This is a genomic window from Roseicella sp. DB1501 (assembly GCF_013112485.1).
Taxonomy (GTDB): Bacteria; Pseudomonadota; Alphaproteobacteria; order Acetobacterales; family Acetobacteraceae; genus Paracraurococcus.
The window spans coordinates 288,015-310,266 of sequence record NZ_JABFHG010000006.1; the positions used below are offsets into that span (position 1 = coordinate 288,015).

At 72.6% G+C, this 22,252-nt stretch carries 21 protein-coding genes; 5 read left to right on the plus strand and 16 right to left on the minus strand.

The window, feature by feature from the left end:
- Positions 1-14: 14 nt before the first annotated feature.
- The 5 genes from asnB to HJG45_RS14140 are packed head-to-tail and all read right to left on the minus strand — an operon-like array spanning position 15 to position 5,611.
- The gene (asnB, locus tag HJG45_RS14120; protein ID WP_171612755.1) at positions 15-1,787 is read right to left on the minus strand and encodes an asparagine synthase (glutamine-hydrolyzing); all 1,773 of its coding nucleotides are present in this window, start codon (positions 1,785-1,787) and stop codon (positions 15-17) included.
- Positions 1,787-2,896 (minus strand): glycosyltransferase, encoded by a 1,110-nt coding sequence (locus tag HJG45_RS14125; RefSeq protein ID WP_254452509.1) that lies wholly within the window; start codon positions 2,894-2,896, stop codon positions 1,787-1,789. Before HJG45_RS14125 ends, asnB begins: the two co-directional genes overlap by 1 nt.
- Positions 2,893-3,909, minus strand: a complete 1,017-nt coding sequence (locus HJG45_RS14130) for a glycosyltransferase (RefSeq protein ID WP_171612756.1) — start codon at positions 3,907-3,909, stop codon at positions 2,893-2,895. The genes HJG45_RS14125 and HJG45_RS14130 overlap by 4 nt, the downstream gene beginning before the upstream one ends.
- The gene (locus HJG45_RS14135; RefSeq protein WP_171612757.1) at positions 3,909-4,694 is read right to left on the minus strand and encodes a glycosyltransferase family 2 protein; all 786 of its coding nucleotides are present in this window, start codon (positions 4,692-4,694) and stop codon (positions 3,909-3,911) included. Before HJG45_RS14135 ends, HJG45_RS14130 begins: the two co-directional genes overlap by 1 nt.
- On the minus strand, positions 4,691-5,611 hold the full coding sequence (locus tag HJG45_RS14140) for a glycosyltransferase family 9 protein (RefSeq protein WP_171612758.1): 921 nt from the start codon (positions 5,609-5,611) through the stop codon (positions 4,691-4,693). The genes HJG45_RS14135 and HJG45_RS14140 overlap by 4 nt, the downstream gene beginning before the upstream one ends.
- Positions 5,612-5,815: 204 nt before the next feature.
- On the opposite strand from HJG45_RS14140, the gene HJG45_RS14145 reads away from it, so the two are divergent.
- Both HJG45_RS14145 and HJG45_RS14150 read left to right on the plus strand, forming a co-directional pair.
- Positions 5,816-6,664, plus strand: coding sequence for a folate-binding protein YgfZ (locus tag HJG45_RS14145; protein ID WP_171612759.1), 849 nt, complete (start codon positions 5,816-5,818; stop codon positions 6,662-6,664).
- An 81-nt stretch (positions 6,665-6,745) separates the two neighbouring features.
- Entirely contained in the window at positions 6,746-8,176 is a 1,431-nt protein-coding gene (locus tag HJG45_RS14150) for a hypothetical protein (protein ID WP_171612760.1), read from the plus strand.
- Here HJG45_RS14150 and HJG45_RS14155 read toward each other — a convergent pair.
- The 4 genes from HJG45_RS14155 to HJG45_RS14170 all read right to left on the minus strand — a co-directional run bounded on the left by HJG45_RS14155 (position 8,166) and on the right by HJG45_RS14170 (position 15,131).
- Entirely contained in the window at positions 8,166-9,035 is an 870-nt protein-coding gene (locus HJG45_RS14155; protein ID WP_171612761.1) for an SDR family oxidoreductase, read from the minus strand. The genes HJG45_RS14150 and HJG45_RS14155 overlap by 11 nt on opposite strands.
- Positions 9,036-9,125: 90 nt before the next feature.
- Entirely contained in the window at positions 9,126-11,795 is a 2,670-nt protein-coding gene (gene ppdK / locus HJG45_RS14160; RefSeq protein WP_171612762.1) for a pyruvate, phosphate dikinase, read from the minus strand.
- Positions 11,796-11,877: 82 nt separating this feature from the next.
- Complete coding sequence (gene glyS, locus HJG45_RS14165; RefSeq protein WP_171612763.1) at positions 11,878-14,031, minus strand: glycine--tRNA ligase subunit beta; 2,154 nt, start codon at positions 14,029-14,031, stop codon at positions 11,878-11,880.
- A 197-nt stretch (positions 14,032-14,228) separates the two neighbouring features.
- Positions 14,229-15,131, minus strand: coding sequence for a glycine--tRNA ligase subunit alpha (locus HJG45_RS14170; protein ID WP_171612764.1), 903 nt, complete (start codon positions 15,129-15,131; stop codon positions 14,229-14,231).
- 95 nt (positions 15,132-15,226) lie between these two features.
- Here HJG45_RS14170 and HJG45_RS14175 point away from each other — a divergent pair, with 95 nt between their 5' ends.
- Complete coding sequence (locus HJG45_RS14175) at positions 15,227-15,631, plus strand: ketosteroid isomerase-related protein (RefSeq protein WP_171612765.1); 405 nt, start codon at positions 15,227-15,229, stop codon at positions 15,629-15,631.
- A 4-nt stretch (positions 15,632-15,635) separates the two neighbouring features.
- Here HJG45_RS14175 and HJG45_RS14180 read toward each other — a convergent pair whose 3' ends face one another.
- From HJG45_RS14180 to HJG45_RS14210, 7 genes are all read right to left on the minus strand, one after another.
- On the minus strand, positions 15,636-16,442 hold the full coding sequence (locus HJG45_RS14180) for a S49 family peptidase (protein ID WP_171612766.1): 807 nt from the start codon (positions 16,440-16,442) through the stop codon (positions 15,636-15,638).
- A 186-nt stretch (positions 16,443-16,628) separates the two neighbouring features.
- The gene (locus HJG45_RS14185; protein WP_171612767.1) at positions 16,629-16,835 is read right to left on the minus strand and encodes a hypothetical protein; all 207 of its coding nucleotides are present in this window, start codon (positions 16,833-16,835) and stop codon (positions 16,629-16,631) included.
- 79 nt (positions 16,836-16,914) lie between these two features.
- Positions 16,915-17,280 carry a gamma-butyrobetaine hydroxylase-like domain-containing protein gene (locus HJG45_RS14190; protein ID WP_171612768.1) on the minus strand — a complete coding sequence of 122 codons (366 nt, stop codon included), beginning with the start codon at positions 17,278-17,280 and terminating at the stop codon, positions 16,915-16,917.
- Positions 17,281-17,295: 15 nt separating this feature from the next.
- Positions 17,296-17,508, minus strand: a complete 213-nt coding sequence (locus HJG45_RS14195) for a Trm112 family protein (protein ID WP_171612769.1) — start codon at positions 17,506-17,508, stop codon at positions 17,296-17,298.
- 177 nt (positions 17,509-17,685) lie between these two features.
- Complete coding sequence (locus HJG45_RS14200; protein WP_171612770.1) at positions 17,686-18,363, minus strand: LON peptidase substrate-binding domain-containing protein; 678 nt, start codon at positions 18,361-18,363, stop codon at positions 17,686-17,688.
- A 10-nt stretch (positions 18,364-18,373) separates the two neighbouring features.
- Positions 18,374-19,324 (minus strand): co-chaperone YbbN, encoded by a 951-nt coding sequence (locus tag HJG45_RS14205; protein ID WP_171612771.1) that lies wholly within the window; start codon positions 19,322-19,324, stop codon positions 18,374-18,376.
- A 206-nt stretch (positions 19,325-19,530) separates the two neighbouring features.
- Positions 19,531-20,046, minus strand: coding sequence for a prolyl-tRNA synthetase associated domain-containing protein (locus tag HJG45_RS14210; protein ID WP_171612772.1), 516 nt, complete (start codon positions 20,044-20,046; stop codon positions 19,531-19,533).
- A 218-nt stretch (positions 20,047-20,264) separates the two neighbouring features.
- Here HJG45_RS14210 and HJG45_RS14215 point away from each other — a divergent pair, with 218 nt between their 5' ends.
- On the plus strand, positions 20,265-21,257 hold the full coding sequence (locus HJG45_RS14215; RefSeq protein WP_171612773.1) for a tripartite tricarboxylate transporter substrate binding protein: 993 nt from the start codon (positions 20,265-20,267) through the stop codon (positions 21,255-21,257).
- Positions 21,258-21,380: 123 nt separating this feature from the next.
- A complete protein-coding gene (locus tag HJG45_RS14220; RefSeq protein ID WP_171612774.1) occupies positions 21,381-22,037 on the plus strand; it encodes a PAQR family membrane homeostasis protein TrhA in 657 nt (218 codons plus the stop codon).
- Positions 22,038-22,252 lie beyond the last annotated feature (215 nt).

The window sequence follows — 22,252 nt, forward strand, 5'->3', positions numbered from 1 at the left end:
GCCGGGCGCAGCCCTCAGCGCGCCGCCAGCACCTCGAACACGTCGCCTTCCGGTCGCCGCCCCTCGATGTGCCGGCGATGCCAGAGCGCGTAGAACAGCAGGTGCCAGGCGGCGAAGCCGCGATGCTTCTCGCCGCCGGCATGGCGGAAGAGCGAGGCCACGCGATCCGGCCGGGCGATCTCGGCGACGCCCGGCTGCGCCGCGACCAGCGGCCCCAGCCGGTCGCCGACCCGCTCGATCCAGGCGCCGACCGGCACGGTGAAGCCCTGCTTCGGCTTGAAGGGCTCGGCCGCCGGCAGATGCCTGGCCAGCCACTGCCGCAGCAGCCACTTGCCGGTATGGCCCTGCACCTTCAGCGCATCCGGCAGGCGGAAGGCGGCCGCGGCGATGCCAGTATCGAGCAACGGCGTCCGCCCCTCGACGCCATGCGCCATCAGGCAGCGGTCGAGCTTGATGAGAAGATCGTTCGGCAGCCAGTCCGCCACGTCCAGCGCCTGCGCCGCCTGCAGCCGGGTGCGGCCCGCGCTCGCCGCCGCCGCCTCGGCCGCCACGATGCCGTCGCGCCAGCCGGTCGGGGCGGCGCGCAGGACATCGACGCGGTCGAAGCAGCCATGGGCGCGCGGCGCCTTGCCGCCCAGCCACCAGGGCTTCATGGCGGCGCGGTAGCGGCCATAGCCGCCGAAGAGCTCGTCGCCGCCCTCGCCCGAGAGCACCACCTTCACCTCCTCCCGCGCCCGCCGCGCCAGGAACCAGGTGGGGATGATGGCGTAATCGGCCGCCGGGTCGTCCATGGCGGCGACGATCTCCGGCAGGTGGCGCCAGACATCCTGCTCGGTGACCGCGACGGTGACGTGCCGCGCCCCCGTCGCCCGCGCCAGCGCCGCCGCCTGCGCCCGCTCGTCCGCTGCGCCGGGCACGTCGAAGCCGGCGGTGAAGGCGAGCACCGGGGAGGTTCCCCCCTTGGCATTCAGCCGCGCCATCATCGCCAGCACCGTGGCGCTGTCGATGCCGCCCGAGAGGAACATGCCATAGGGCACGTCGCTGCGCTGGTGCAGCGCCACGCTTTCCTCCAGCGCCATGTCGAGCCGCGCCAGCGCCGCCTCGCCGCTGATGACCTCCGGCCCGCCTTCCGGCAGCGCCGGGCGCAGGCGGCGCTCGGCGACGGCGCCATCGGCGATCACCACCGTCTCGCCGGGCAGGATGCGCGAGATCCCCTCGAAGATCGTCTCCGCGCCGGTGGTGAATTGCAGCTGCAGCAGCTCGGCCCGCGCCGCCGCGCGCACCCGGGGCGGCACCAGGCCGGCGGCGATCAGCGCCTGTGGCTCGGAGGCGAAGGCGATGCCGCCCGGCACCTCCGCCACGTAGAGCGGCTTGATGCCGAAGGGGTCGCGCGCCAGCACCACCTGCCGGGCGGCGCGATCGGCCAGGGCGATGGCGTACATGCCGCGCAGCTTGTCGGCGAAGGCGATGCCGTCGCGCCGCCAGAGATGCAGCGGCGGCTCGCAATCGCTGCCGGTGGCGCAGCGGAGCTGGTTGGCCTCGCGCAGCTCGCGGTAATTGTAGACCTCGCCATTGCCGACCAGCGCCGCCGGCCCGGCGAAGAGCGGCTGGTCGCCGGTGACGAGATCGATGATGGCGAGCCGCGTATGCGCCAGCGCCACGGGGCCGACCACGTGATGCCCGGCACCGTCCGGCCCGCGATGCGCCAGCGCCCGCGTCAGCGCGTCCAGCGTCGCGCCGTCGGGCGTCAGCCCCTGTCGCAGCGCGAGGCCCGCCAGGCCGCACATCAGCCGCGCCCTCCGGCGAGAACGCCCGCCGGGGCGACCTCGCGCAGGAAGGCGTGCCAGCGCGCCAGCACCGGCGCCTCGGCATGCGCCCGCTCGAATTCCACGCGCCCGGCCGCGGCGAGCTGCGCGGCGCGGCCGGGATCGGCCAGCAGCCCGGCAATGGCGACGGCGAGCGGCGCCGGCTCCTCCTTCGGGACCAGCAGCCCGGTCTCGCCTTCGCGGATCAGCTCCACCGGCCCCTGCGCCGCGGCGGCGACCACCGGTCGCGCCGCCGACCAGGCTTCCAGCACCACATTGCCCAGCGGCTCGTGCCGCGAAGGGCAGACGAAGACATCGCAGGCGGCGAGCAGCGCACCGGTATCCTGCCGCCAGCCGAGGAAGGCGGTGCGGTCGGCGACGCCGAGCTCGCGCGCCAGCCGCTCCAGCGCCGCGCGCTCCGGCCCCTCGCCGGCCAACGAGAGATGCACGCCCGGCAGCAGCGCCAGCGCGCGCAGCAGCACGTCGAAGCCCTTGTTCACATGCAGCCGGCCGAGCGCCAGCAGCCGCGGCATGCCAGCCGGCGCGGGCAGCGCCGCCGGCGCCAGCCCGGCGAAGTCATGCGCGAAATTCGGCACGACATGCGCCCGCTCCGCCGGCCAGCCCTGACGGATGAACCAGTCGCGGAGATCGCGGGTATTGCCGACCAGATGATCGCATCCCCGATAGTATTTCAGGTCGTAATAGCCGCCGAGCCGCCCCACCAGGGTCCAGGGCGCGCCGCCGCGCTTGATGCGGCCGGCGAAGCGGCTGGCACGGCTCGCCCAGGACACCACCACCTCCGGGCCGAAGCCGGCCAGCAAGGCGCGCAGCCGCGGCCCGGTCCGCAGGTCGAAATAGCCGCCGAATTCCAACTCCTCCGGCGGCAATCCACCGGCGCGCAGCCGGGCGGCGCGGCCCGGCTCCTGGCGGATCACCGCCAGCACCTCCTCGCCCGCCGCATGTTGCGCCAGGGTCAGCCGCTCGTAGAAGGCCTCGGCGCCGCCCATGGCGGCGCCGCCCATCACATGCGCGAGGCGCAGCGGCCGGTCGGCCAGGCGCGCCGGCGCCGCTGCCGGCAGGTCAAGGCTCATGCCAGCGCCTCGAACCGGGCGGCGACCTCGTCCCAGGAGGGGCCGGGGCCGCCGGCCAGGGCGGCGCGGTGCATGGCGGACCAGGCGGCATCCTCGGTGAGGAGACGGATGGCGGCCGCGGCAAAACCCGCGTCGTCGCGGGCCACCAGGCCGGTCTCGCCATCCCGGATGCGCTCCGCCACGGCGCCGAGCGGCGTGACGACGGCCGGCAGGCCCATCGCCTGCGCCTCGGCCAGCGCCAGGCAGAAGGTCTCGCCGGTATCGCCGCGATAGAGCATGAGCCGGGCCTCGCGGAAGCGCGCCGCCAGAGCAGGGCGCGGAAGGGGGTCGAAGATCCGCACGCCAGCATCGGCCAGCGCGGCGGCACGGGCCAGCACCGGCGCGGCACGGGCCGCGAGGCGGGCGTCGCCGCCATAGGTGGCGGCGCCGGTATAGAGGTGCAACTCCGCCTCCGGCACGGCGGGGCGAATCCGTGCCGCCCAGAGATCGAGCAGCCAATTGAGGCCACGCCGGGGATTGGAGGCGAAGATAGCGATGGGCGGCCCGGGCGGCCGGGGCGCCGCGCCGGCATCGAAGGGTGGCGCCAGGGCGAGCGGGATCTCCACCGGGCGCAGCGGGGGCCAATGGCCGAGGCTGGCGGAATGGCTGGGCCCGAGCGTCACCACCCGCGGCCAGTGGGCGAGCAGGGGCAGGATGTTGCGCAGCTTGCGCAGATAGCCCGCCGGATTGTGCAGCCAAAGCACCCGGCGGCCGCGCGGCAGCCAGCGGAACAGCCGCGGCGAGCGGTTGGCGATGACCAGCGCCGCCGGCGCGCCGCCGCGCGCGAGGGGCGACCAGGCGAGGCCGCCTTGGCAGGCCGCCGGCTCATGCCCGGCGCGCAGCTCGAGTTGGTGGCCGCGCCGGCGGAAGGCCTCGGCGAGCAGGGCGAAGGCGGTCTCGACGCCGCCGACCGGACGCTCGGCCAGAACCGCGGGCCCGAGGCGCGGCCCGTCCGTCGCCATGACGATGCGCATCAGCGCGGCGCCGCCGGGTGGTGCCGCTCCGGCTCCAGCCGCGCCTTGAGATGCGAGAGCAGCGGAAAGAGCCCGGCGCAGAGCGCGATCAGCAGCCCCCAGCCGCCCTCCCGATAGCCCTTGCGCCGGACATAGCAGAGGAAGATGCGCGACAGGCAGCGCCGGACATTGTCCGGCAGGGAGCCGATCCTCCCCGCCGCCAGCAGGTCGGCCGCCTTCGCCGAGGAATAGCGGTCGAGCCGCCGCAGCATGTCGGAGATGTCGCGGTCCACCTCGTGCCGGATGCCATGGGCGGTGAGGCGCTCGCCCTCGGTCCCATTCCAGTCGAGGCCGGGATGCACCCGCTGGCCGCGCCAGCGCTTGGCGCCCTTGCGGAACAGGATGGGCTTCAGCGTGGTGCCGAAGCTGCCGCCCCAGCCATGCAGGATCAGCCGGTCGCCCACATAGTTGTCGATCCGCACCCGGTGAAAGCCATGCGCCGAGCGGGTGATCAGGGCGCGGATATCGGCCCAGAGCTCGGGCGGCACCCGCTCATCGGCATCGACCTCGAGGATCCAGTCGCCGCTGCAGGCCGCGATGCCGGCATTGCGGCGCTCGCCCTCCAGCTCCCAGCCGCCCTCCAGCACCCGCGCGCCATGGGCGCGGGCGATTTCGGCGCTGCCGTCACTGCTGCGGTCGAGCACCACGACGATCTCATCCGCCGGGCGCAGCGTCGCCAGGCAGGCTGGCAGCCGCGCCGCCTCGTTCCGGGCGACCACCAGGGCCGAGAGCCGCGGCGGGCTCATGCCGGCACCTGGGCGGAGAGCAGGCGCTCGGCGGCGACCAGCGCCGCCTCCAGCGTCAGGCCCGGCATGCTGTCGAGGCCCGGGCTGTCCGGCGCCACCGCGGTTGCGACATGCCGGCCGGCCGGAGCGTATTCCTCGACGCGCGAGGGGCCGAAGAGGCCGAGCGTCGGCGTGCCGGTGGCGGCCGAGAGATGCATCAGCCCGCTATCGTTGCCGACGAAGAGGGCGCAGCGCGCCAGCACCGCCGCCACCTCCGGCAGGGAGAGGGAGCCGACCAGATCCACCGCGCGGTCGCCGAGCGCCGCCAGCACCGGCGCCGCCATGGCGCGCTCCTGCGGCCCCGGCCCGCCGAGGATGGCGGCGCGGGCGCCGGCCAGGGGCGCGCCGGGCGCCGTCAGCGCCCGGAAGAGGGCGGTGAAGCGCTCTGCCGGCCAGACCTTGCGGTCCCAGTTGGCGGTGGGCCCGAGGGCAATCCAGCGGCCTTCCCCCGGCAGCAGCGTCGCCGCCCGCGCCCGGTCCGCGGCATTGAACCAGGCGACCGGCAGGGGCGGCGGATCCAGCCTGAGCAGGGCGCCGAGATGCGCCAGCCGATGGCCCGGCTGCCGCCCGCCGCGCAGCACGTAACGGCGGCGGGCCCGCACGGTCCAGGCGAAGGCGGAGCCCCGCAGATCGACCAGGATGTCCCAGCGCTGGCCCGCCACGGCGCGCCACAGCTCCAGCCAGTGCAGGCGGTACCGGCGCTTGGTCAGCACGATGGTCCAGGCCCGGTTGGGCATGCGCGCGAAGACCCCCTCGGCCACCGGGCCGCAGGCCACGACCAGCTTGGCCTGCGGATAGGTCCGGATCAGGTGGTCCAGCAGCCCGGTCGAGAGGACCGCGTCGCCGATCCGGGTGGAGGAGATGAAGAGGATTCGCACGGCACGGCGGCTGTAGCACGTCCCGGCGGGAAGGGCGCCTCCCGCTGCCCGGCCGATGGCGGGCGGCTACAGCGGATTGCGTTCACGCCCTCCCGCGATCCGCCTTGCGAAAATTCGCCCCGCGAGCGCGGCGGGGCAATCCCAGGGGGGCGGGACGCGGCGCGGACGGTTGCAGCGGCGCATCCTCCGGCCCACCTTCTTCGCATGCCGATTGCAGTCCTGCCCGAGCGGGGCGTGGTGGAGGTGGCCGGCGAGGATCGCGTCGCCTTCCTCCAGGGCCTCGTCTCCAACGATGTCGCCGACGCCGTTCCCGGCACCGCCGTCTTCGCCGCCCTGCTCTCGCCGCAGGGCAAGTGGCTGGCCGATTTCTTCATCCTCGCCGCCGATGACCGGCTGCTGCTCGATTGCGAGCGCACCCAGGCGCCGATGCTGGCGCAGAAGCTCTCCCGCTTCCGCCTGCGGTCGCGGGTGACGGTGCGCGATGCCTCGGAGGCCTTTGCGGTGCATGTTGGCTGGGGCGGCGCGCCGCTGCCCACGGGCCCGGGCGTGATCGCCGCACCCGATCCCCGCCTGCCGGAAGCCGGCTGGCGGGCGCTGGCCCCGGCGCCGCTGGCCGGGGCGGAAGCCAGGCCGGAGGACTGGGACCGCCACCGGCTGGCGCTCGGCCTGCCGGAGGGCAGCCGCGATCTGGTCACCGAGCAGACCGTGCTGCTGGAGGCCGGCTTCGACGAGCTGCACGGCGTCTCCTGGACCAAGGGCTGCTACATGGGCCAGGAGCTGACGGCCCGCACCCGCTACCGCGGCCTGCTGAAGCGGCGGCTCGTCCCGGTCCGGATAACAGGCCCCCTGCCCGCGCCCGGCACGCCGGTGACGGCGGGAGCGGCGGCGGGCGGGGCCGAGCTCGGCGAGATGCGGTCGGGCCGCGACGGGCTGGGGATCGCGCAGCTGCGGCTCGAGGCGCTGGACGGCCGACCCCTGCAGTGCGGCGAGGCCCGGCTGGAGCCCTGCATCCCGGCCTGGATGGCGCTGCCGGAGCGCGCTGCGGCCGGCTGATCCGGCCCATCGAAGAGCAGCGTCGCACGTCCGGGCGTTCACGCCCTCCCGCGATCCGCTCCAGGGGCGCTATCCTGGCACGTGCCCGCCATCACCTCGACGCTCCGGGCCTGGGCCCGGTCGCTGGCCACCGCTCTCGCGGCGAGCCTGCTGCTAGCCCTTCTCTTCGCCGCCCTGTCCTGGCAGGCCGCCGGCCTGGCCCCCGAACGGGCGCTCACCCTGCTGCGGCCCCTGGTCGGCAGCGGGGCGTTGTTCGAGACGCACCGGATGCCGCTCGGCGTGGTGCGGATCCCGCGCTGGTACGGCAATAACTGCCTGGTCTTCGCCATGCTGGTCCTGCCGCATGACGAGGGCCGGGCGCGGGAAGCCTTCTCGCCCAACCTCGCCGTCTCGCCGCTGCTGCCGCTCGCCATGGCCGATCCGGCCGGCGGCGAGACGGCGCCGCCCTGCCTGCGCCTAGCGGAGCTGCTGGCGCCGGGCGCGGAGCGGCTGCCGGCGAAGCGCTACCACCGCTACCTGCATGGCCAGCGGGTCGCGACCGCGCTTCTCCTGCCGCTGCTCGGACCGGTCGGCCTGCAGGATGCGGTCTTCCTCGCGCTGAACGGCGCGCTGGGCGGCCTGTTCCTCCTCGCCGGCCTCCGCGCCGCCCGGCGGCGACGGCAAGGCGATGCGGGTTGGCGGCGCGATGCCGGCTTTGCCGGCATCGGCCTCCTGCTCTTCACGAGCTACGGGCTGCCGGCGCTTGGCTTCTGGGTCAGCCACGCCCTGTCGGATTTGGTGCTGGCGGCCTTCCTCTGGGCCCTATGGCTGCTGCCGGGGCGCGAGGACGCCGGGCCGGCCTGGCTGCTCGGTGCCTTCGGCTGTGGCGTCGCCCTGTTCGAATTCCTCACCGGCGGCCTGCCCCTCGGCGGCGGCCTCGTGCTGCTCATGGCGGCCCTGGCGGACCGCCCGGGCGGCGCGCTCCGCTCGCTCGCCGCCTTCCTCGCCGGCGCCGCCCTGCCCTTCCTGCTGAAGGCCGCGATCGCCGCCCTGGTTTTTCCGGATACGCTGCAGAGCGCCGACGCGGCCGCCTTCGAGCATCGTCTCTTCGGCCCGATCGCGCCCGAGGTTCCCACGCAGCTTCTCACCGCCTGGTCGCCGATGGCGGGCTTCGACCTGCATCGCGTCGACGAGAGCCTGCTCTTCCGCCTGCGCTACCTGCTCTTTCGCCTGCAGGGCTATTATTGGCAGATGGGCTTCGGCCTGGGCGAGGCCGGGCGGGTCCTGATCCGCGGCAGCCTGATCGGGCTGGTGCTGCTCGCCATTCCCGCCCTGCGGCGCAATGCCGCGCGGGCCGGGCCGGCGCTGGGCGCGGCCCTGCTGCTGATCGCCTGGTACATCGTCTTCCTGAACCACAGCGCGCTGCATGCGGTCTGGATGGCGCGCTGCATGGTGATCTTCCCGGCCGCCCTCTGGGTTCTGGCGCTGCCGCTGCTGCCGGGCCCGCGGGAGGCGGCGGCGATCAGGCGTTGACCACCGACCCGCCATTCGGATGCAGGGTCTGGCCGTTGAAGTAGCTGCTGTCCGCCTCGCTGGCGAGGAAGATGTAGCTCGGCGCCACCTCGTCCGGCTCCCCAGCGCGTTCCATCGGCGCGCTCTCGCCATGCTCCGCGGTGCGCTCCTCGTCGAAGCTCGCCGGGATCAGCGGCGTCCAGATGGGCCCCGGTGCCACCGCGTTAACCCGAATCTTGCGCTGCTTGTAGAGCGCCTGCGAGAGGCTGCGCGTGAAAGCGAGGATCGCGCCCTTGGTGCTGGCATAGTCGACCAGCTGCGGGCTGCCGCGGAAGGCGGTGACGGAAGTGGAGTTGATGATCGCGCCGCCCGTCGGCATGTGCCGCAGCACGGCCCGCGTCACCCAGAACATGCCGAGGATGTTGGTGCGGAAGGTCCGCTCCACCTGGGCTTCCGGGATCTCGGCGAAATCCTCGCAGACATGCTGCTCGGCGGCGTTGTTGACGAGGATGTCGATATGGCCGCCGAGCGCCCCGGCCGCCTCGTCCACCGCCTTCCGCACGAAGCCGGCATCGCCGACATCGCCGGGGAGCAGGATGCAACGGCGCCCCGCCGCCTCCACATGCCGCTGCGTCTCCTCGGCATCCGCATGCTCATCGAGATAGAGGATCGCGACATCGGCGCCCTCCTTGGCGAAGCCGATCGCCACGGCCCGGCCGATGCCGCTGTCGCCGCCGGTGACGAGGGCGGTGCGGCCCTGCAGCTTGCCGCTCGGCTTCCAGTGCTCCATGCGGTCGCGCGGCTGCGGCCGCATCTCCGCCTCGATGCCCGGCTGCCGGTCCTGATGCTGCCGCGGCTGTGGGGTGTCCTGCTCCGCCATGAGGGTCTCCCGTCTCCTGCAGGGAGAACGGGAGGTGCCGCAGGGCGGTTGCGCATGGCCGGCGGAACGGCCGGCCATGCGCCCTCCGGCTCAGGCCGTGCGGTCGACGCCGCCCGAGAGCGCCGCCTGCGCCGCCGCCAGCCGCGCGACGGGCACGCGGTAGGGCGAGCAGGAGACGTAATCGAGCCCCGCCTCCTCGCAGAAGGCGATGGAGAAGGGATCGCCGCCATGCTCGCCGCAGATGCCGAGCTTGAGGTCCGGCTTCACCGCCCGTCCCTTCTCGCGCGCGATCTTCACCAGCGCGCCGACGCCGTCCGGATCGATGGAGACGAAGGGGTCCTTCGGCAGGATGCCCTTCTCGACATAGAGCGGCAGGAACTTGCCGGCGTCGTCGCGCGACAAGCCGAAGGTGGTCTGGGTGAGGTCGTTGGTGCCGAAGCTGAAGAAGTCGCCCACCTCGGCGATCCGGTCGGCGACGAGCGCCGCCCGCGGCAGCTCGATCATGGTGCCGACGAGGTATTCGATGGGGCTGCCGCTCTCGCCGAAGACCTCCTTCGCCACCTTGTCGACCTGCGCCTTGGTGATCTCGAGCTCGCGCCGCGTCGCGACGAGCGGGATCATGATCTCGGGCACCGGCGCCTTGCCGGTCTCCTTGGCGATCTCCACCGCCGCCTCGAAGATGGCGCGGGCCTGCATCTCGTAGATCTCGGGATAGGAGATGCCGAGGCGGCAGCCGCGATGCCCAAGCATCGGGTTGGCTTCCGAGAGATCCTGCGCCCGGCGCTGCATCGCCGCGACATCGGCGCCGAGCGAGGCGGCCACCTCGGCGATCTCCGCCTCGCCATGCGGCAGGAATTCGTGCAGCGGCGGGTCGAGCAGGCGGATCGTCACCGGCAGCCCCGCCATGATGCGGAACAGCTCGATGAAATCCTGGCGCTGGAAGGGCAGCAGCCGGGACAGCGCCTCGCGGCGACCGTTCTCGGTTTCGGACATGATCATCTGCCGCACCGCGCCGATGCGCTGCGGGTCGAAGAACATGTGCTCGGTGCGGCAGAGCCCGATGCCCTCGGCGCCGAATTTGCGCGCCGTATCGGCGTCGAGCGGCGTCTCGGCATTGGTGCGCACCTTCAGGCGGCGGACCCCGTCGGCCCATTCCATCAGGGTGGCGAAGTCGCCCGAGAGCTGCGGCTCCACCATGGGCACGCTGCCGATGAAGATCTCGCCGGTCGCGCCGTCGAGGGTGATGGTCTCGCCGGCATTCACCACTTGGCCGCCGGCCTGCAGCGCCTGGGCGCCGTAATCCACCGTCACGCCGCCGGCGCCGGCGACGCAGGGCCGCCCCATGCCGCGGGCAACCACCGCGGCATGGCTGGTCATGCCGCCGCGCGTCGTCAGGATGCCCTTGGCGGCATGCATGCCGTGGATGTCCTCGGGGCTGGTCTCGATGCGCACGAGGATGACATTCTCGCCCTTCTGCGCCCGGGCCTCGGCCTCGTCCGCGCTGAAGACCACGGCGCCGCAGGCCGCGCCGGGGGAGGCGGGCAGGCCTTTGGAAAGCAGCTTGCGCGGCGCCTTCGGATCGAGCGTCGGGTGCAGGAGTTGGTCTAGCGCCGCCGGGTTGACGCGCTTGATCGCCTCCGCCTGGTCGATCAGCCCCTCGCGCGCCATGTCGACGGCGATCTTCAGGCTGGCGGCGGCGGTGCGCTTGCCGTTGCGGGTCTGCAGCATGTACAGCTTGTTCTGCTGCACGGTGAACTCGATGTCCTGCATGTCCGTGTAGTGCTTCTCGAGCGTCGCACGGACCTTCACCAATTCCTGGTAGGCGTCGGGCATGGCCTTCTCCATGCTCCGCTCGCCCGGCTTGGCGCGGGCCTCGGACATCGGCTGCGGCGTGCGGATGCCGGCGACGACGTCCTCGCCCTGGGCGTTGATCAGATACTCGCCGTAGAAGATGTTCTCGCCGGTCGAGGGATCGCGGGTGAAGCAGACGCCGGTCGCGCAGTCCTCGCCCATGTTGCCGAAGACCATCGCCTGGACGTTCACCGCCGTGCCCCAATCGGCCGGGATGTCGTGCAGGCGGCGATAGGTGTTGGCGCGCGGGTTCATCCAGGAGCCGAAGACCGCGCCGATGGCGCCCCAGAGCTGCGCCGCCGGGTCCTGCGGGAAGGGTTCGCCCTTCACCTCGGCCACCATCTCCTTGTAGCCGTCCACCACGCGCCGCCAGTCCTCGGCGGTGAGCTGCGTGTCCTCGACCACCCCGCGGTCGAGCTTCACGTGCTCGATGATCTCCTCGAAGCGGTGATGGTCGATGCCGAGCACCACGCTGCCATACATCTGGATGAAGCGGCGGTAGCTGTCCCAGGCGAAGCGCGGATCGCCGGAGGCGGCGGTGAGCCCCTCCACCGTCTTGTCGTTCAGGCCGAGGTTGAGGACGGTGTCCATCATGCCCGGCATGGAGACCCGGGCGCCGGAGCGGACGGAGACGAGCAGCGGCGTCCGGTCGTCGCCGAAGCGGGCCCCGACCGCCTCCTCCACCTGCTTGAGAGCGGTGCCGACCTGGTCCTTGAGCTCCGGCGGGTACTGCTTGGCGTGGTCGTAGTAGTAGGTGCAGACCTCGGTCGTGATGGTGAAGCCGGGGGGGACAGGCAGGCCGATGCTGGCCATCTCGGCCAAGTTCGCCCCCTTGCCGCCCAGCAGGTTGCGCATCTCGGCCTTGCCCTCGTTATGGCCGGCGCCGAAGCTGTAGACCCACTTGCTCATCGGCACTGTTCCCCTTGCGATCCGGATGGCCGCCGTTCGGCACAGGAAGTTATGAACGGCGCGTTACCACACCGAGTCAGTTTCAACCTTCGATTTTTGAGACATCCGCCACCGCATCCATGGCGGCGCAGAGCGAGTGCAGCAAACGCAAGCGGTTCCGGCGGAGTTCCGGGTCCGCATCGTTCACCACGACCCCGTCGAAGAAGGCATCGACCGGGGCGCGGAGGGTAGCGAGGCGTTCCATGGCACCGAGGAAATCCTCGGCCGCCAGGGCCGTGGCGACGGCCTCGCGCGTCGCCGCGACCGCCGCCGCCAGGGCCTTTTCCGGCCCGGCGACGAGCCGCCCGGCCTCCACGGGGCCGTCATGCGGCCCGTCCTTGCGGCTCTCGATCCGCAGGATGTTGGCGGCCCGCTTGTAGGCGGCGAGCAGGTTGGCGCCGTCCGGCGTCGCCAGCATGCGGGCGAGCGCGTCGGAGCGGGCGAGGAGGCGGACCAGGTCGTCATCCGGCGCGGCGCCGAAGACCGCGGCGACGATGTCGTGCCGGGCGCCCTCGGCACGGAGCTGGACGCGAAGGCGCTCGGCGAGGAAGTCGAGCAGGCCGGCGGCGAAGGCAGCGACCATGGGCGGCTGGGCTGAGCCGGCGGGCGGAGTCCAGCCCGACCGCATCGTCTCGGTCGCCAGCGTCATGCCGAATTCCGGGCTGGCGGCGCCGGCGGTCGCCTGCGGATAGCCGAAGAAGGCCTCGGCGATCATCTCCGCCAGGCCGAGCCGCAGCCCGTTCTCGCGGATGATGCGGATGACGCCGAGCGCGGCGCGGCGCAGCGCATAGGGGTCGCCCGAGCCGGTCGGCCGCTCGTCCACGGCGAAGAAGCCGGTGAGCTGGTCCAGCTTGTCGGCCAGCGCCACGGCCACGGCCACCGGCTCCGACGGCACTGCATCGCCCGGCCCGAGCGGCCGGTAATGCGCGCCGATCGCCTCGGCCACCCGCTGGTCCTCGCCGCCATGCAGCGCATAGTAGCGCCCCATCACCCCCTGCAATTCGGGAAATTCGCCGACCATGCCGCTGGCGAGGTCGGCCTTGGCCAGCCGTGCCGCCCGGCCTGCCAGCGCCGGATCGGCGCCGACCGCCGGCGCGATCAGCCCGGCCAGGCGTTCCAGCCGCCGCACCCGCTCGCCCTGGGTGCCGAGCTTCGCATGGAACACCACGCTGTCGAGCTTCGGCAGGAAGCTCTCGAGCGGCTGCTTGCGGTCGAGGTCCCAGAAGAAGCGGGCATCCGAGAGCCGCGCCCGCAGCACGCGCTCATTGCCGGCGACGATCGCCGCGCCGCCATCCTGCGGCACGATGTTGCTGACGATGGCGAAGCGCGGCGCGGCCCGCCCGTCCGGATGCCGCAGCGCGAAGTAGCGCTGGTTCACCCGCATGGTGGTGCGCATCAGCTCGGGGGGGAGGTCCATGAAGGCATCGTCGATGCGGCCGAGCAGCGGCACCGGCCATTCGACGAGGCCCGCCACCTCGGCCAGCAGCCCGCGATCGGGCACCACCTCCAGCCCTTCGGCGGCCGCCAGCCGGTCGATCCCCTCGGCGATGATCCGCTCGCGCTCGGCGGCATCGGCGATGACGAAGCGCTCGCGCAGCCCCGCCGCATAATCGGCGACGCCCCGGACCGCGAAAGGCTCGGTGCCGGCCAGCACCCGGTGGCCCTCGGTCAGGTCGGCGGCGGCCAGGCCATGCACGGCATCCTCGCCCTGGGCGAGGGCGAAGGGCACCGGCCGGCCATCCAGCAGGCAGAGGATGCGCTGCAGCGGCCGCACCCAGGCGAATTCGCTGGTGCCCCAGCGCATGCTCTTCGGCCAGGGGAAGCCGCGCAGCAGCGGCGGCAGCGCCGCAGCGATCAGGCCGGCGGCCTCGATCACCTGCCCGGGCTTCTGCAGCACCCAGAAGGCGCCCTCCTGCACCAGCGCCTCGCGCGGCGCGCCATGCTTGCGGAGGAAGCCCTCGATCGCCGCATCGGGGGCGCCGATGCGCGGCCCGCGCTCCTCCTTGCCCGGGGTCTCCGCCCGCGCCGCCATCTCGCCGAAGGCCGCGATGCGGCGCGGCCCGAAGAGCGGGCGCGGCGCCGCGGTCATCAGCGGGGCGAGGGCCTTCTGCAGCAGGGCGCAGAAATCCTCCGCCGCATGGGCCTGCATGCGCGCCGGGATCTCCTCGGAGAAGAGTTCGATCAGGAGCTCAGGCATGGGACGTCAGGGCGACCTTCGGATCGGTTCGGGCTGGATGTCGCCCGGGAATGAGGGCGACCTCGCCGGAAGGGGTGGGATCGCCGGGGCATGGCCGGCGCAGGAGTGGGCCCGGCTCCCCGGCCCCAGCATGGCATGATTGGCGCCGGAGGGCACGATGCCGGCCCGGACACCACCCCGGGCACCACGGCGCGGGCTCAGCCACCGCCGGCCAGCCAGGCCTCGCAGCAGCCCTTCGCCAGGGCCCGCACCCGGCCGATATAGGCGGCGCGCTCGGTCACGCTGATGGCGCCCCGCGCATCGAGCAGGTTGAAGCGATGGCTCGCCTTGATGCACTGGTCGTAGGCCGGCAGGGCGAGGCCTTGCTGCAGCAGCGCCGCGCATTCCTCCTCGGCATCCTGGAAATGCCGGAACAGCTTCGCCGTGTCGGCATACTCGAAATTATGCGCGCTGAACTCGACCTCGGCGCGGTGGAACACCTCGCCATAGCTGACGCCCTGGCCATTGAAATCCAGGTCGTAGACGTTCTCGACGCCCTGGATGTACATCGCCAGCCGCTCCAGCCCGTAGGTGAGCTCGCAGCTCGGCACCTCGCAGGGAATGCCGCCGACCTGCTGGAAATAGGTGAATTGCGTCACCTCCATCCCGTCGCACCAGACCTCCCAGCCAAGGCCCCAGGCGCCAAGGGTCGGGCTCTCCCAGTCATCCTCGACGAAGCGGACATCGTGCACCCGCGGGTCGAGCCCGATCGCGCGGTAGCTGCCGATCAGCATGCTCTGCGGGTCGGCCGGCGAGGGCTTCAGGATCACCTGGTACTGATAGTAGTGCTGCAGCCGGTTCGGGTTCTCGCCATACCGGCCATCGGCCGGCCGGCGGCTCGGCTGCACATAGGCCGCTTTCCAGGGCTTCCGGCCGAGCGCCCGCAGCGTCGTCGCCGGATGGAAGGTGCCGGCGCCGACCTCCATGTCGTAGGGCTGCAGGATGACGCAGCCCTGGGCCGACCAGTAGGCGTGCAGCCGCAGGATCAGCTCCTGGAAGCTGGGCGGCTTGCTGCGGGCGGGGGCGTCGCCGGCAGGCGCGGCGGTGACGGCGGTCTGCATGCGGCGGCTTTTGCCATGCCGACGCGCCCGAACATAGTGGGCGAAGGGGAAGCCTGCCCTGTCCAAGCCCCCATACTCACGGGAAGGAGAGCCACATGACCGAGACCGAAGGCCTGATTCGCGCCTATTATGCCGCCTTCGATGGCGGCGACCGCGAGGGAATGCTGGCGCTGCTCGCGGATGACGTTATCCATGACGTGAACCAGGGACCACGCGAGACGGGCAAGGCGGCCTTCCGCGCCTTCCTCGGCAAGATGGACCGCGCCTATCGGGAGTCGATCCGCGACCTCGTCGTCATGGTCGATGCCACCGGCCGGCGGGCAGCGGCCGAGTTCATTGTCGAAGGAGAATACCTGGCCACCGATCCCGGCCTGCCCGAGGCGAAGGGCCAGCGCTACAGCCTGCCCGCCGGCGCCTTCCTCGAAGTGTCCGAGCGCCGCATCCGGCGGGTGACGACCTATTACAACCTGCCCGACTGGATCCGGCAGGTGGGTGGCTGACCGCCTACAAGCCGAGGCGCGCCCAGGCCGCGCGCTCCTCGAGCGCCTCGATCATCGCCTGCGCCGAGAGCCCCGGCAGCAGCCGCCGCAGCAGCGGGGGGCGCGGTCCGCCGACCGGGATGAGGCGCGCCTTCTCGCCGAAGCGGCGCCTCGCCTCCTCCGCGGCATCGCCGAGGCGGTCCGCCAGGCCAAGGTCAACGGCCTTCCGGCCCGGCCAGAAGCGGCCGGTGAAGAGTTGGTCCGGCGGTGCCCGCAGCCGGCTGCCGCGGCGGCTGGTGACCCAGGCGGCGAATTCGCCATGCAGGTCCTCCAGCAGCGTCTCCAGCCGCGCCGCATCCTCCGGCCGCTCCGGCCGGAAGGGGTCCCAGAAGCTCTTCTCGGTTCCGGCGGTGCGCAGGCGTCGCTCCACGCCGAGCCGCTCCATCGCGTCCTGGAAGCCGAAGCCGGCGGCGATCACCCCGATGGAGCCGAGGATGGAGGCCGGGTCGGCGACGATCTCATCGGCCGCGCAGGCGATCCAGTAGCCGCCGGAGGCGGCGGCATCCTCGACGCAGGCGATGACGGGCACTTTCTTCTCCTCGGCGAGGCGCCGGATCCGTGCCGCCACCAGGCTCGACTGCACCGCCGAGCCGCCCGGGGAATTGATCGAGAGGAAGACGGCCGAGAGCCGCTTCAGGCCGAAGGCCCGGTCGAGCACCGGGCCGCTCGTCGCCAGGCTGATGCCGCCGCCGAAGCCCGGGCGGGGGGTGATGGCGCCCTGCAGGCGGACATGCGCGATGCGCGGGCGGCGGTCGAGGATGGAGGGGAGCATGTTGCGAAGAGAGATGCCGCTTCGTGGCGCCGCATCAAGCCATGCGCCCTGCCGGCCAGAGCGTGATCGCCTGGGGTGGACCCACCGAAGGCGAGACGCACGCGATCCAACAACGATCTGCACCCTGGTCCGCGAACCCGGGTGAACGGATCATGGTCCAGAGTGAATGCGGGAGGGTGGGGCGCCTCAGCGGATGCCGCGCGGCTCCGACGCCGTGCCGCCCGGGGCGTTCGGATCGCTGCCCGTGTGGTAATTCAGGTTGATCCCTCCCGGCCCGGCGCCGGCCTGGCTCAGGGAAGGACGGCCGGTGCTCGCATCGGTGCCGATCGGCGTCGGGCCGACGCTGCGGCTGGGCGGCTGGTTGCCACAGGCGGCGAGGCACAGCAGGGCCATCGCAAGGGGAATGCGGCACGCTGGCATCATGGCTCTCCGCCTGCCGCAACAGCGGAGGACCCGCCGGGTTGCTGCCGCCTCAGCCCCGGCGCGGCGGGTCGCGACTCAGCCCCTTGGCCGCCAGGGCCGCCTCATAGGCCGCCCAGCGCGTGGCCTGCTCGCGGCCGAGCTGGTGCAGATAGTCCCAGGAATAGATGCCGGTGTCGTGCAGATCATCGAAGATGATCCGGATGGCATAGTGGCCCACCGGCTCCAGCCGCAGGATGCCGACCTCCCGGCGGCCGGCCAGCGTCACCTTCTCGCCCGGCCCATGGCCCTGCACCTCCGCCGAGGGGCTTTCCACCCGCAGGTATTCGGCAGGCAGGGCGAAGCGGCTGCCATCGTCGAAGGCAACCTCCAGCAGGCGCTCCGCGCGCTTCAGGCGGATCTCGACGGGTTGTGTCATCGGGCCTCGCCCCCCTCAGGCGTCCAGCGGGCGCGCCTCGTCGGGCAGCATGATCGGGATGCCGTCCCGGATCGGATAGGCCAGCCGCGCCTGCTCGCTGATCAGCTCGCCGCGCGCCCGGTCGTAGCGCAGGGGGCCCTTGGTCACGGGGCAGACCAGGACTTCCAGCAGGGTGGGATCGACCTCGCCACCGGGGCTCGGGGGGGTCGGGGCTTGCGTGTCGCTCATGCGGGCCGTTCCTACAGCGGATGGCGCGCCGCGCCGAACCTGCTTTGAGGCAAGAGAGGTGGCGCAGGCGCCTGCGGCAGACCCCTAGAGCCGATCGTCGTGGGGCGGAAGCGGCCGGATGGGGCGAATCACCGCCCGATCCTCCGCGCAGGCCGGAAGGGGTCGCTCCCGATCGTCTCAGCTCGGCCGGCGATCGGCGGGCGCATCGGCGGCGCCGGGCTCGGGATGCGCCCCGATCTGCAGCAAGGCGACGAGCATGGCGGCCCGGTCCTCCGGCGCCGCCGCCTCGAGGAGCGCCTGCTTCTCGCGCGGCTCGAAGGGGCAGATCATGGCCAGCGTCAGGACCAGGAGGAAGTCGGAGGTCTGCTCGATCGCCTCCCAATTGGCCTGAATGCCGCGCGCCCGGAAGAAGGGCCGCAGCGCCCCGAGCAGCGCCGCGCGATCGACACCGGCCGGCCGTTCCGTGAGATCGAGATCGATCTCGAACCCCGTGTAATCCGCCCGCACCCGCCGATAGCCCCGCCGCATCGGCAGTTCGGCGACCGCCCGGAAGCGGATCACACCGCTGAGCGTGATCAGCAGCCGCCCGTCATCGGTCTCGGCGAAGGAGGAGAGGCGCCCGAGGCAGCCGATGCGGTACAGCCCGGGCCCGGTCGCGCCGTCCGCAGCGCCCGGCTCGGGCTGGATCATGCCGAACATCCGCCCCTCGGCGAGGCTGTCGAGCGTCATCGCCAGGTAGCGCGGCTCGAAGATGTTCAGCGGCAGGCGGCCGCCCGGAAGCAGCAGCGCGCCGGGGAGCGGAAAGACCGAGATCTCCGCCGGCAGATCCGCCAGGCTCGGGTGGAAGGCGGCCACCGTGCCGGGTCTACCGAAACAGCAGGGAGGAGAGCTTGCGCCGCCCGGCCAGCGTCGCCGGATCGTCGAAGCCCCAGGCCTCGAAGAATTTCAGCAGCTGCTTGCGGGCCGCCTCCTCGTTCCAGGCCTGGTCGCGCCGGATCGCCTCGATCAGCGCCGCCACGGCACCCGCCCGGTCGCCGGCCGCGTTCAGCGCCACGGCGAGGTCGATGCGCGCCGCATGGTCGTTCGGGTCGGCGGCCAGGCGCTGCTCGAACTCGGTCAGCTTCTCCCGCGCCTTCCGGCCCTCCGCGGCGAGCTCGAGGGCGCTGCGGACGGAAGCGATCTCGGCATGGTCACGGAGCTTGGCCGGGACGCCGCCGAGGACCTGCAGGGCCTGCTCCTCCTCGCCGAGCGCCATGAGCGCGCGGGCGACGCCAGCATAGGCCTCGGCATTCTCCGGCTCCTGCTGCGCCAGGGCGCCGAAGAGCTGCAGCGCCCCCTGGTGGTCGCCCTCCTCGGCGGCCAGCTTCGCCTCGGCCAGCAGGTCGGCGGTCGGCATCTGGCCGCCGGCGGCCTTCAGCAGGCCCTCGACGAACTTCTTCACCTCGCTCTCGGGCAGGGCGCCCTGGAAGAGGTCGAGGATCTGGCCCTGCCAGAAGGCGGCGACGGTCGGCACGCTCTGCAATGGCAGGCCGAGCTGGGTGAGCTGCTGCACCAGGGCACGGTTCTGATCGATGTCGATCTTGACCAGGCGCACCCGTCCGCCGGCGGCGCGCACCACCTTCTCGAGCGTCGGGGTCAGCGTCTTGCAGGGCCCGCACCAGGTCGCCCAGAAATCCACCAGCACCGGGACCTCCCGGCTGGCGTTGACGACATCCTGCATGAAGCTCTTCTGGTCGCCGTCCTTGATCGGATCGGCGCCACCGCCGGCGGCAGCCGCGCCGGGGCCCTGACGGTTCGGGTCGAAGATGACGTCCATGGCAGCACTTCCTTGGTCTTGCGGTCTTAAATGCCCTCGCCAGGCGCGGGCACAATGGGGGGCGGGCCATCCGGCGGGGCCGGGGCATTCGCCGCAGGGATAGCAGGCCCGGCCGGGTCGGGACATGCATCCCAGTCGGGGAACGGGGGTGGCGGGATTGCGACGGGCGATCCGCCCGGCGCCCTGGACCGCATCGCGCCGCGGCGCTACCCGGCGGCCGGCGGCACCGCCAGCAGCTCCGGCCGGTGTCCGAGCACTTCGAGGAAGCGCAGCAGGTCGGCCGGGCGGATGGCGGTGGTCATGCTGTTCACGAGAGGGTGGAAATGCACCCATTCGTGGCGCCGCATGAATTCCTCGTCCAGCACGATGCGCACCTGCCCCGGCGGGGCATTAACCATCCCGAAGGGCGTGACGGAGCCCGGCTCGATCCCGAGCAGCGCCCGCAAATCCTCGGCCGGGGCCATCTCGACCCGGCCGGTGCCGGCGGCGCGCGCCAGCGCGTTGACCGAGACCTTCCGGTCCTCCTCCAGCACGGCGAGCAGATGCGGCCCCGGCCCCGCCTTGGCCGGACGCAGGAAGAGGTTCTTGCTATGCCCGCCCGGCAGGCTGCCGCGCAGCGACCGGCTCTCGGCGACGGTGAAGACGGGCGGATGGCGCGTGGTGCGGGTCTCGAGGCCGAGCGCCGTAAGGCGGGCGAGGAGGGTGTCCGGGGTTTCGGGCATGCCGCTGTCCTGCTGTGGCGCGCGCTGTTTCGGGCGGCGGGCCCGGCCCGCGCAAGCCGGCGGCGGAGCCCGTGGCGCGAGTCCGTCGCTTTTGACGGCCGGATCGGCCGGATGCGCCAGCTCTGCCTCGACGCCGCAACGGCCGCGTAATACATCGACGCGGCAAGGGTGCCGGACCATGTCTCCGGCCCCCGCACGACCGCTGCCGGAGAATGCCCATGCACCGCCGTACCCTGCTCGGCGCCGCCGTCGCCAGCCTCGCTGCCCCGCTCGCGCCGCTCCATGCCCAACCCGCCGCGGATGCCTCGGGCTGGCCGAGCCAGCCGCTGCGGATCGTGGTGCCCTTCGCCGCCGGTGGCCCGACCGACATCCCCGCCCGGCTGCTGGCCGAGGAGCTCGGCAAGGAGCTGCCGCAGCGCCCGGTGGTGGAGAACCGCACCGGCGCGGGCGTGGTGGTCGGCACCGATGCGGTGGCGAAATCGGCCAAGGACGGCAACACGGTCCTCTACACCACCGTCGCCCATTCGGCCCTGCGCGCCATGTTCGCGCGCCTGCCCTTCGATCCGCTGGCCGACCTGCAGCCGGTCGCGCTGGTCGGGGTGATCCCGATGGTGCTGATGGCGAACAAGGACCTGCCGGTGAACTCGCTGCAGGAGCTCATCGCCCTCTACAAGGCCAATCCCGGCAAGTACGACTACGGCAGCGCCGGCAACGGCTCCGCCCTGCACCTCGCCGCCGAGCTGTTCCTGCGCGAGGCGGGCGGGCTGAAGGTGAACCATGTGCCCTATCGCGGCTCCGCGGCGGCCATGCCGGACCTGCTGGCCGGCACCACCTCCATGATGCTGGACGTGGCGAACAACACCCTTCCCTACGTCCAGCGCGGCGACGTGAAGGGCCTCGCCGTCAGCTCGCCGAAGCGCATCCCGCAGCTGCCGGACGTGCCGACCTTCGCCGAGGGCGGGCTGCCGAAATACGAGGCCTATACCTGGCACATGATCATGGTGCCGGCCGGCACGCCGGAGCCGATCCAGTTGGCGATCAACCGCACCGTCAACCGCGTCCTCGCCAAGCCGGATGTCCAGCAGCGGCTGGGCGAGCTGGCGCTGCAGGTCCGCACCGACAGCACGCCGGCCAGCGCCACCCAATGGCTGCAGTCGGAAACCGCCAAGTGGGAGCCGATCATCCGCGCCGCGGGCATCAAGCCGGATTGAGCGACCGGGGCCCGCCCGCGTCCCGAATCCACGGCGGTCGCGGGCCCCTCTCCATGGTCTGATCGCCGCTGGCGTTGCAGCCCGGCCGGACCGGCCCATGTCTTGCTCATGGTCCGCGTCCGCTTGCCCGCCGCGTCGCTGCCTGCCGCCATTGCGAGCCGGGCGGAGTATGCGGCGGATGCCGCCGTCCATGCGGTCGGGCTGCTGGCCGGGGGCCTGGCCTGTCTCGGCCTCGCCCTGGCCCTGCCGGATGCCGCGGGGCGGCGATCGGCGGCCGCCTTCGGCCTCTATGCCGCCGGGCTGCTGGCGATGCTCGGCTGCTCCGCCCTCTACAACCTCGCCCGGCCGGGCCAGTGGCGACGCATCCTGCAGCGCTTCGACCACGCCGCCATCTTCCTGATGATCGCCGGCACCTACACGCCGGTTGCCCTGCTGGCGATCGGCGGCGGCTGGGGCTGGGCGCTCTTCGCCACGGTCTGGGCCGGCGCGCTGAGCGGCGCCCTGCTGAAGCTGCTGGCGCCGGCGCGGATCGAGCGGGCGGCGATCCTGCTCTACCTGCTGCTCGGCTGGGTCGGCCTGCTGGCGATCGGGCCGCTGCTGCAATCCCTGCCGGTTGCCGACCTGCTGCTCCTGCTGCTCGGCGGCATGCTCTACAGCCTCGGCGTGCGGGTGCATCTGGCGACCGCGCTCCGCTTCCACACCGCGATCTGGCACGGCCTCGTCCTCGCCGCCGCCGCCTGCCATTACGCCGTCGTCCTGCATCTCGCCTCGGCCGACTGAGACCGGCGCGCATCGATGGTGACCTGTCGATGCCCTCGAGCACCGGCGCTGCCTACGGCAGCTTGGCTTCGCCACAGGCGTGGCGGCGCCCGTTCGGGCGCTCAACCGGCTGCGCGGCTACATGTCATTTTCGATATCGGAACGAAATGACAACCGCCGGATCCGGGGCCGCCCTGGACCACAAGATCGTGATCAGGCCGCCCTGCCAAGAAGCC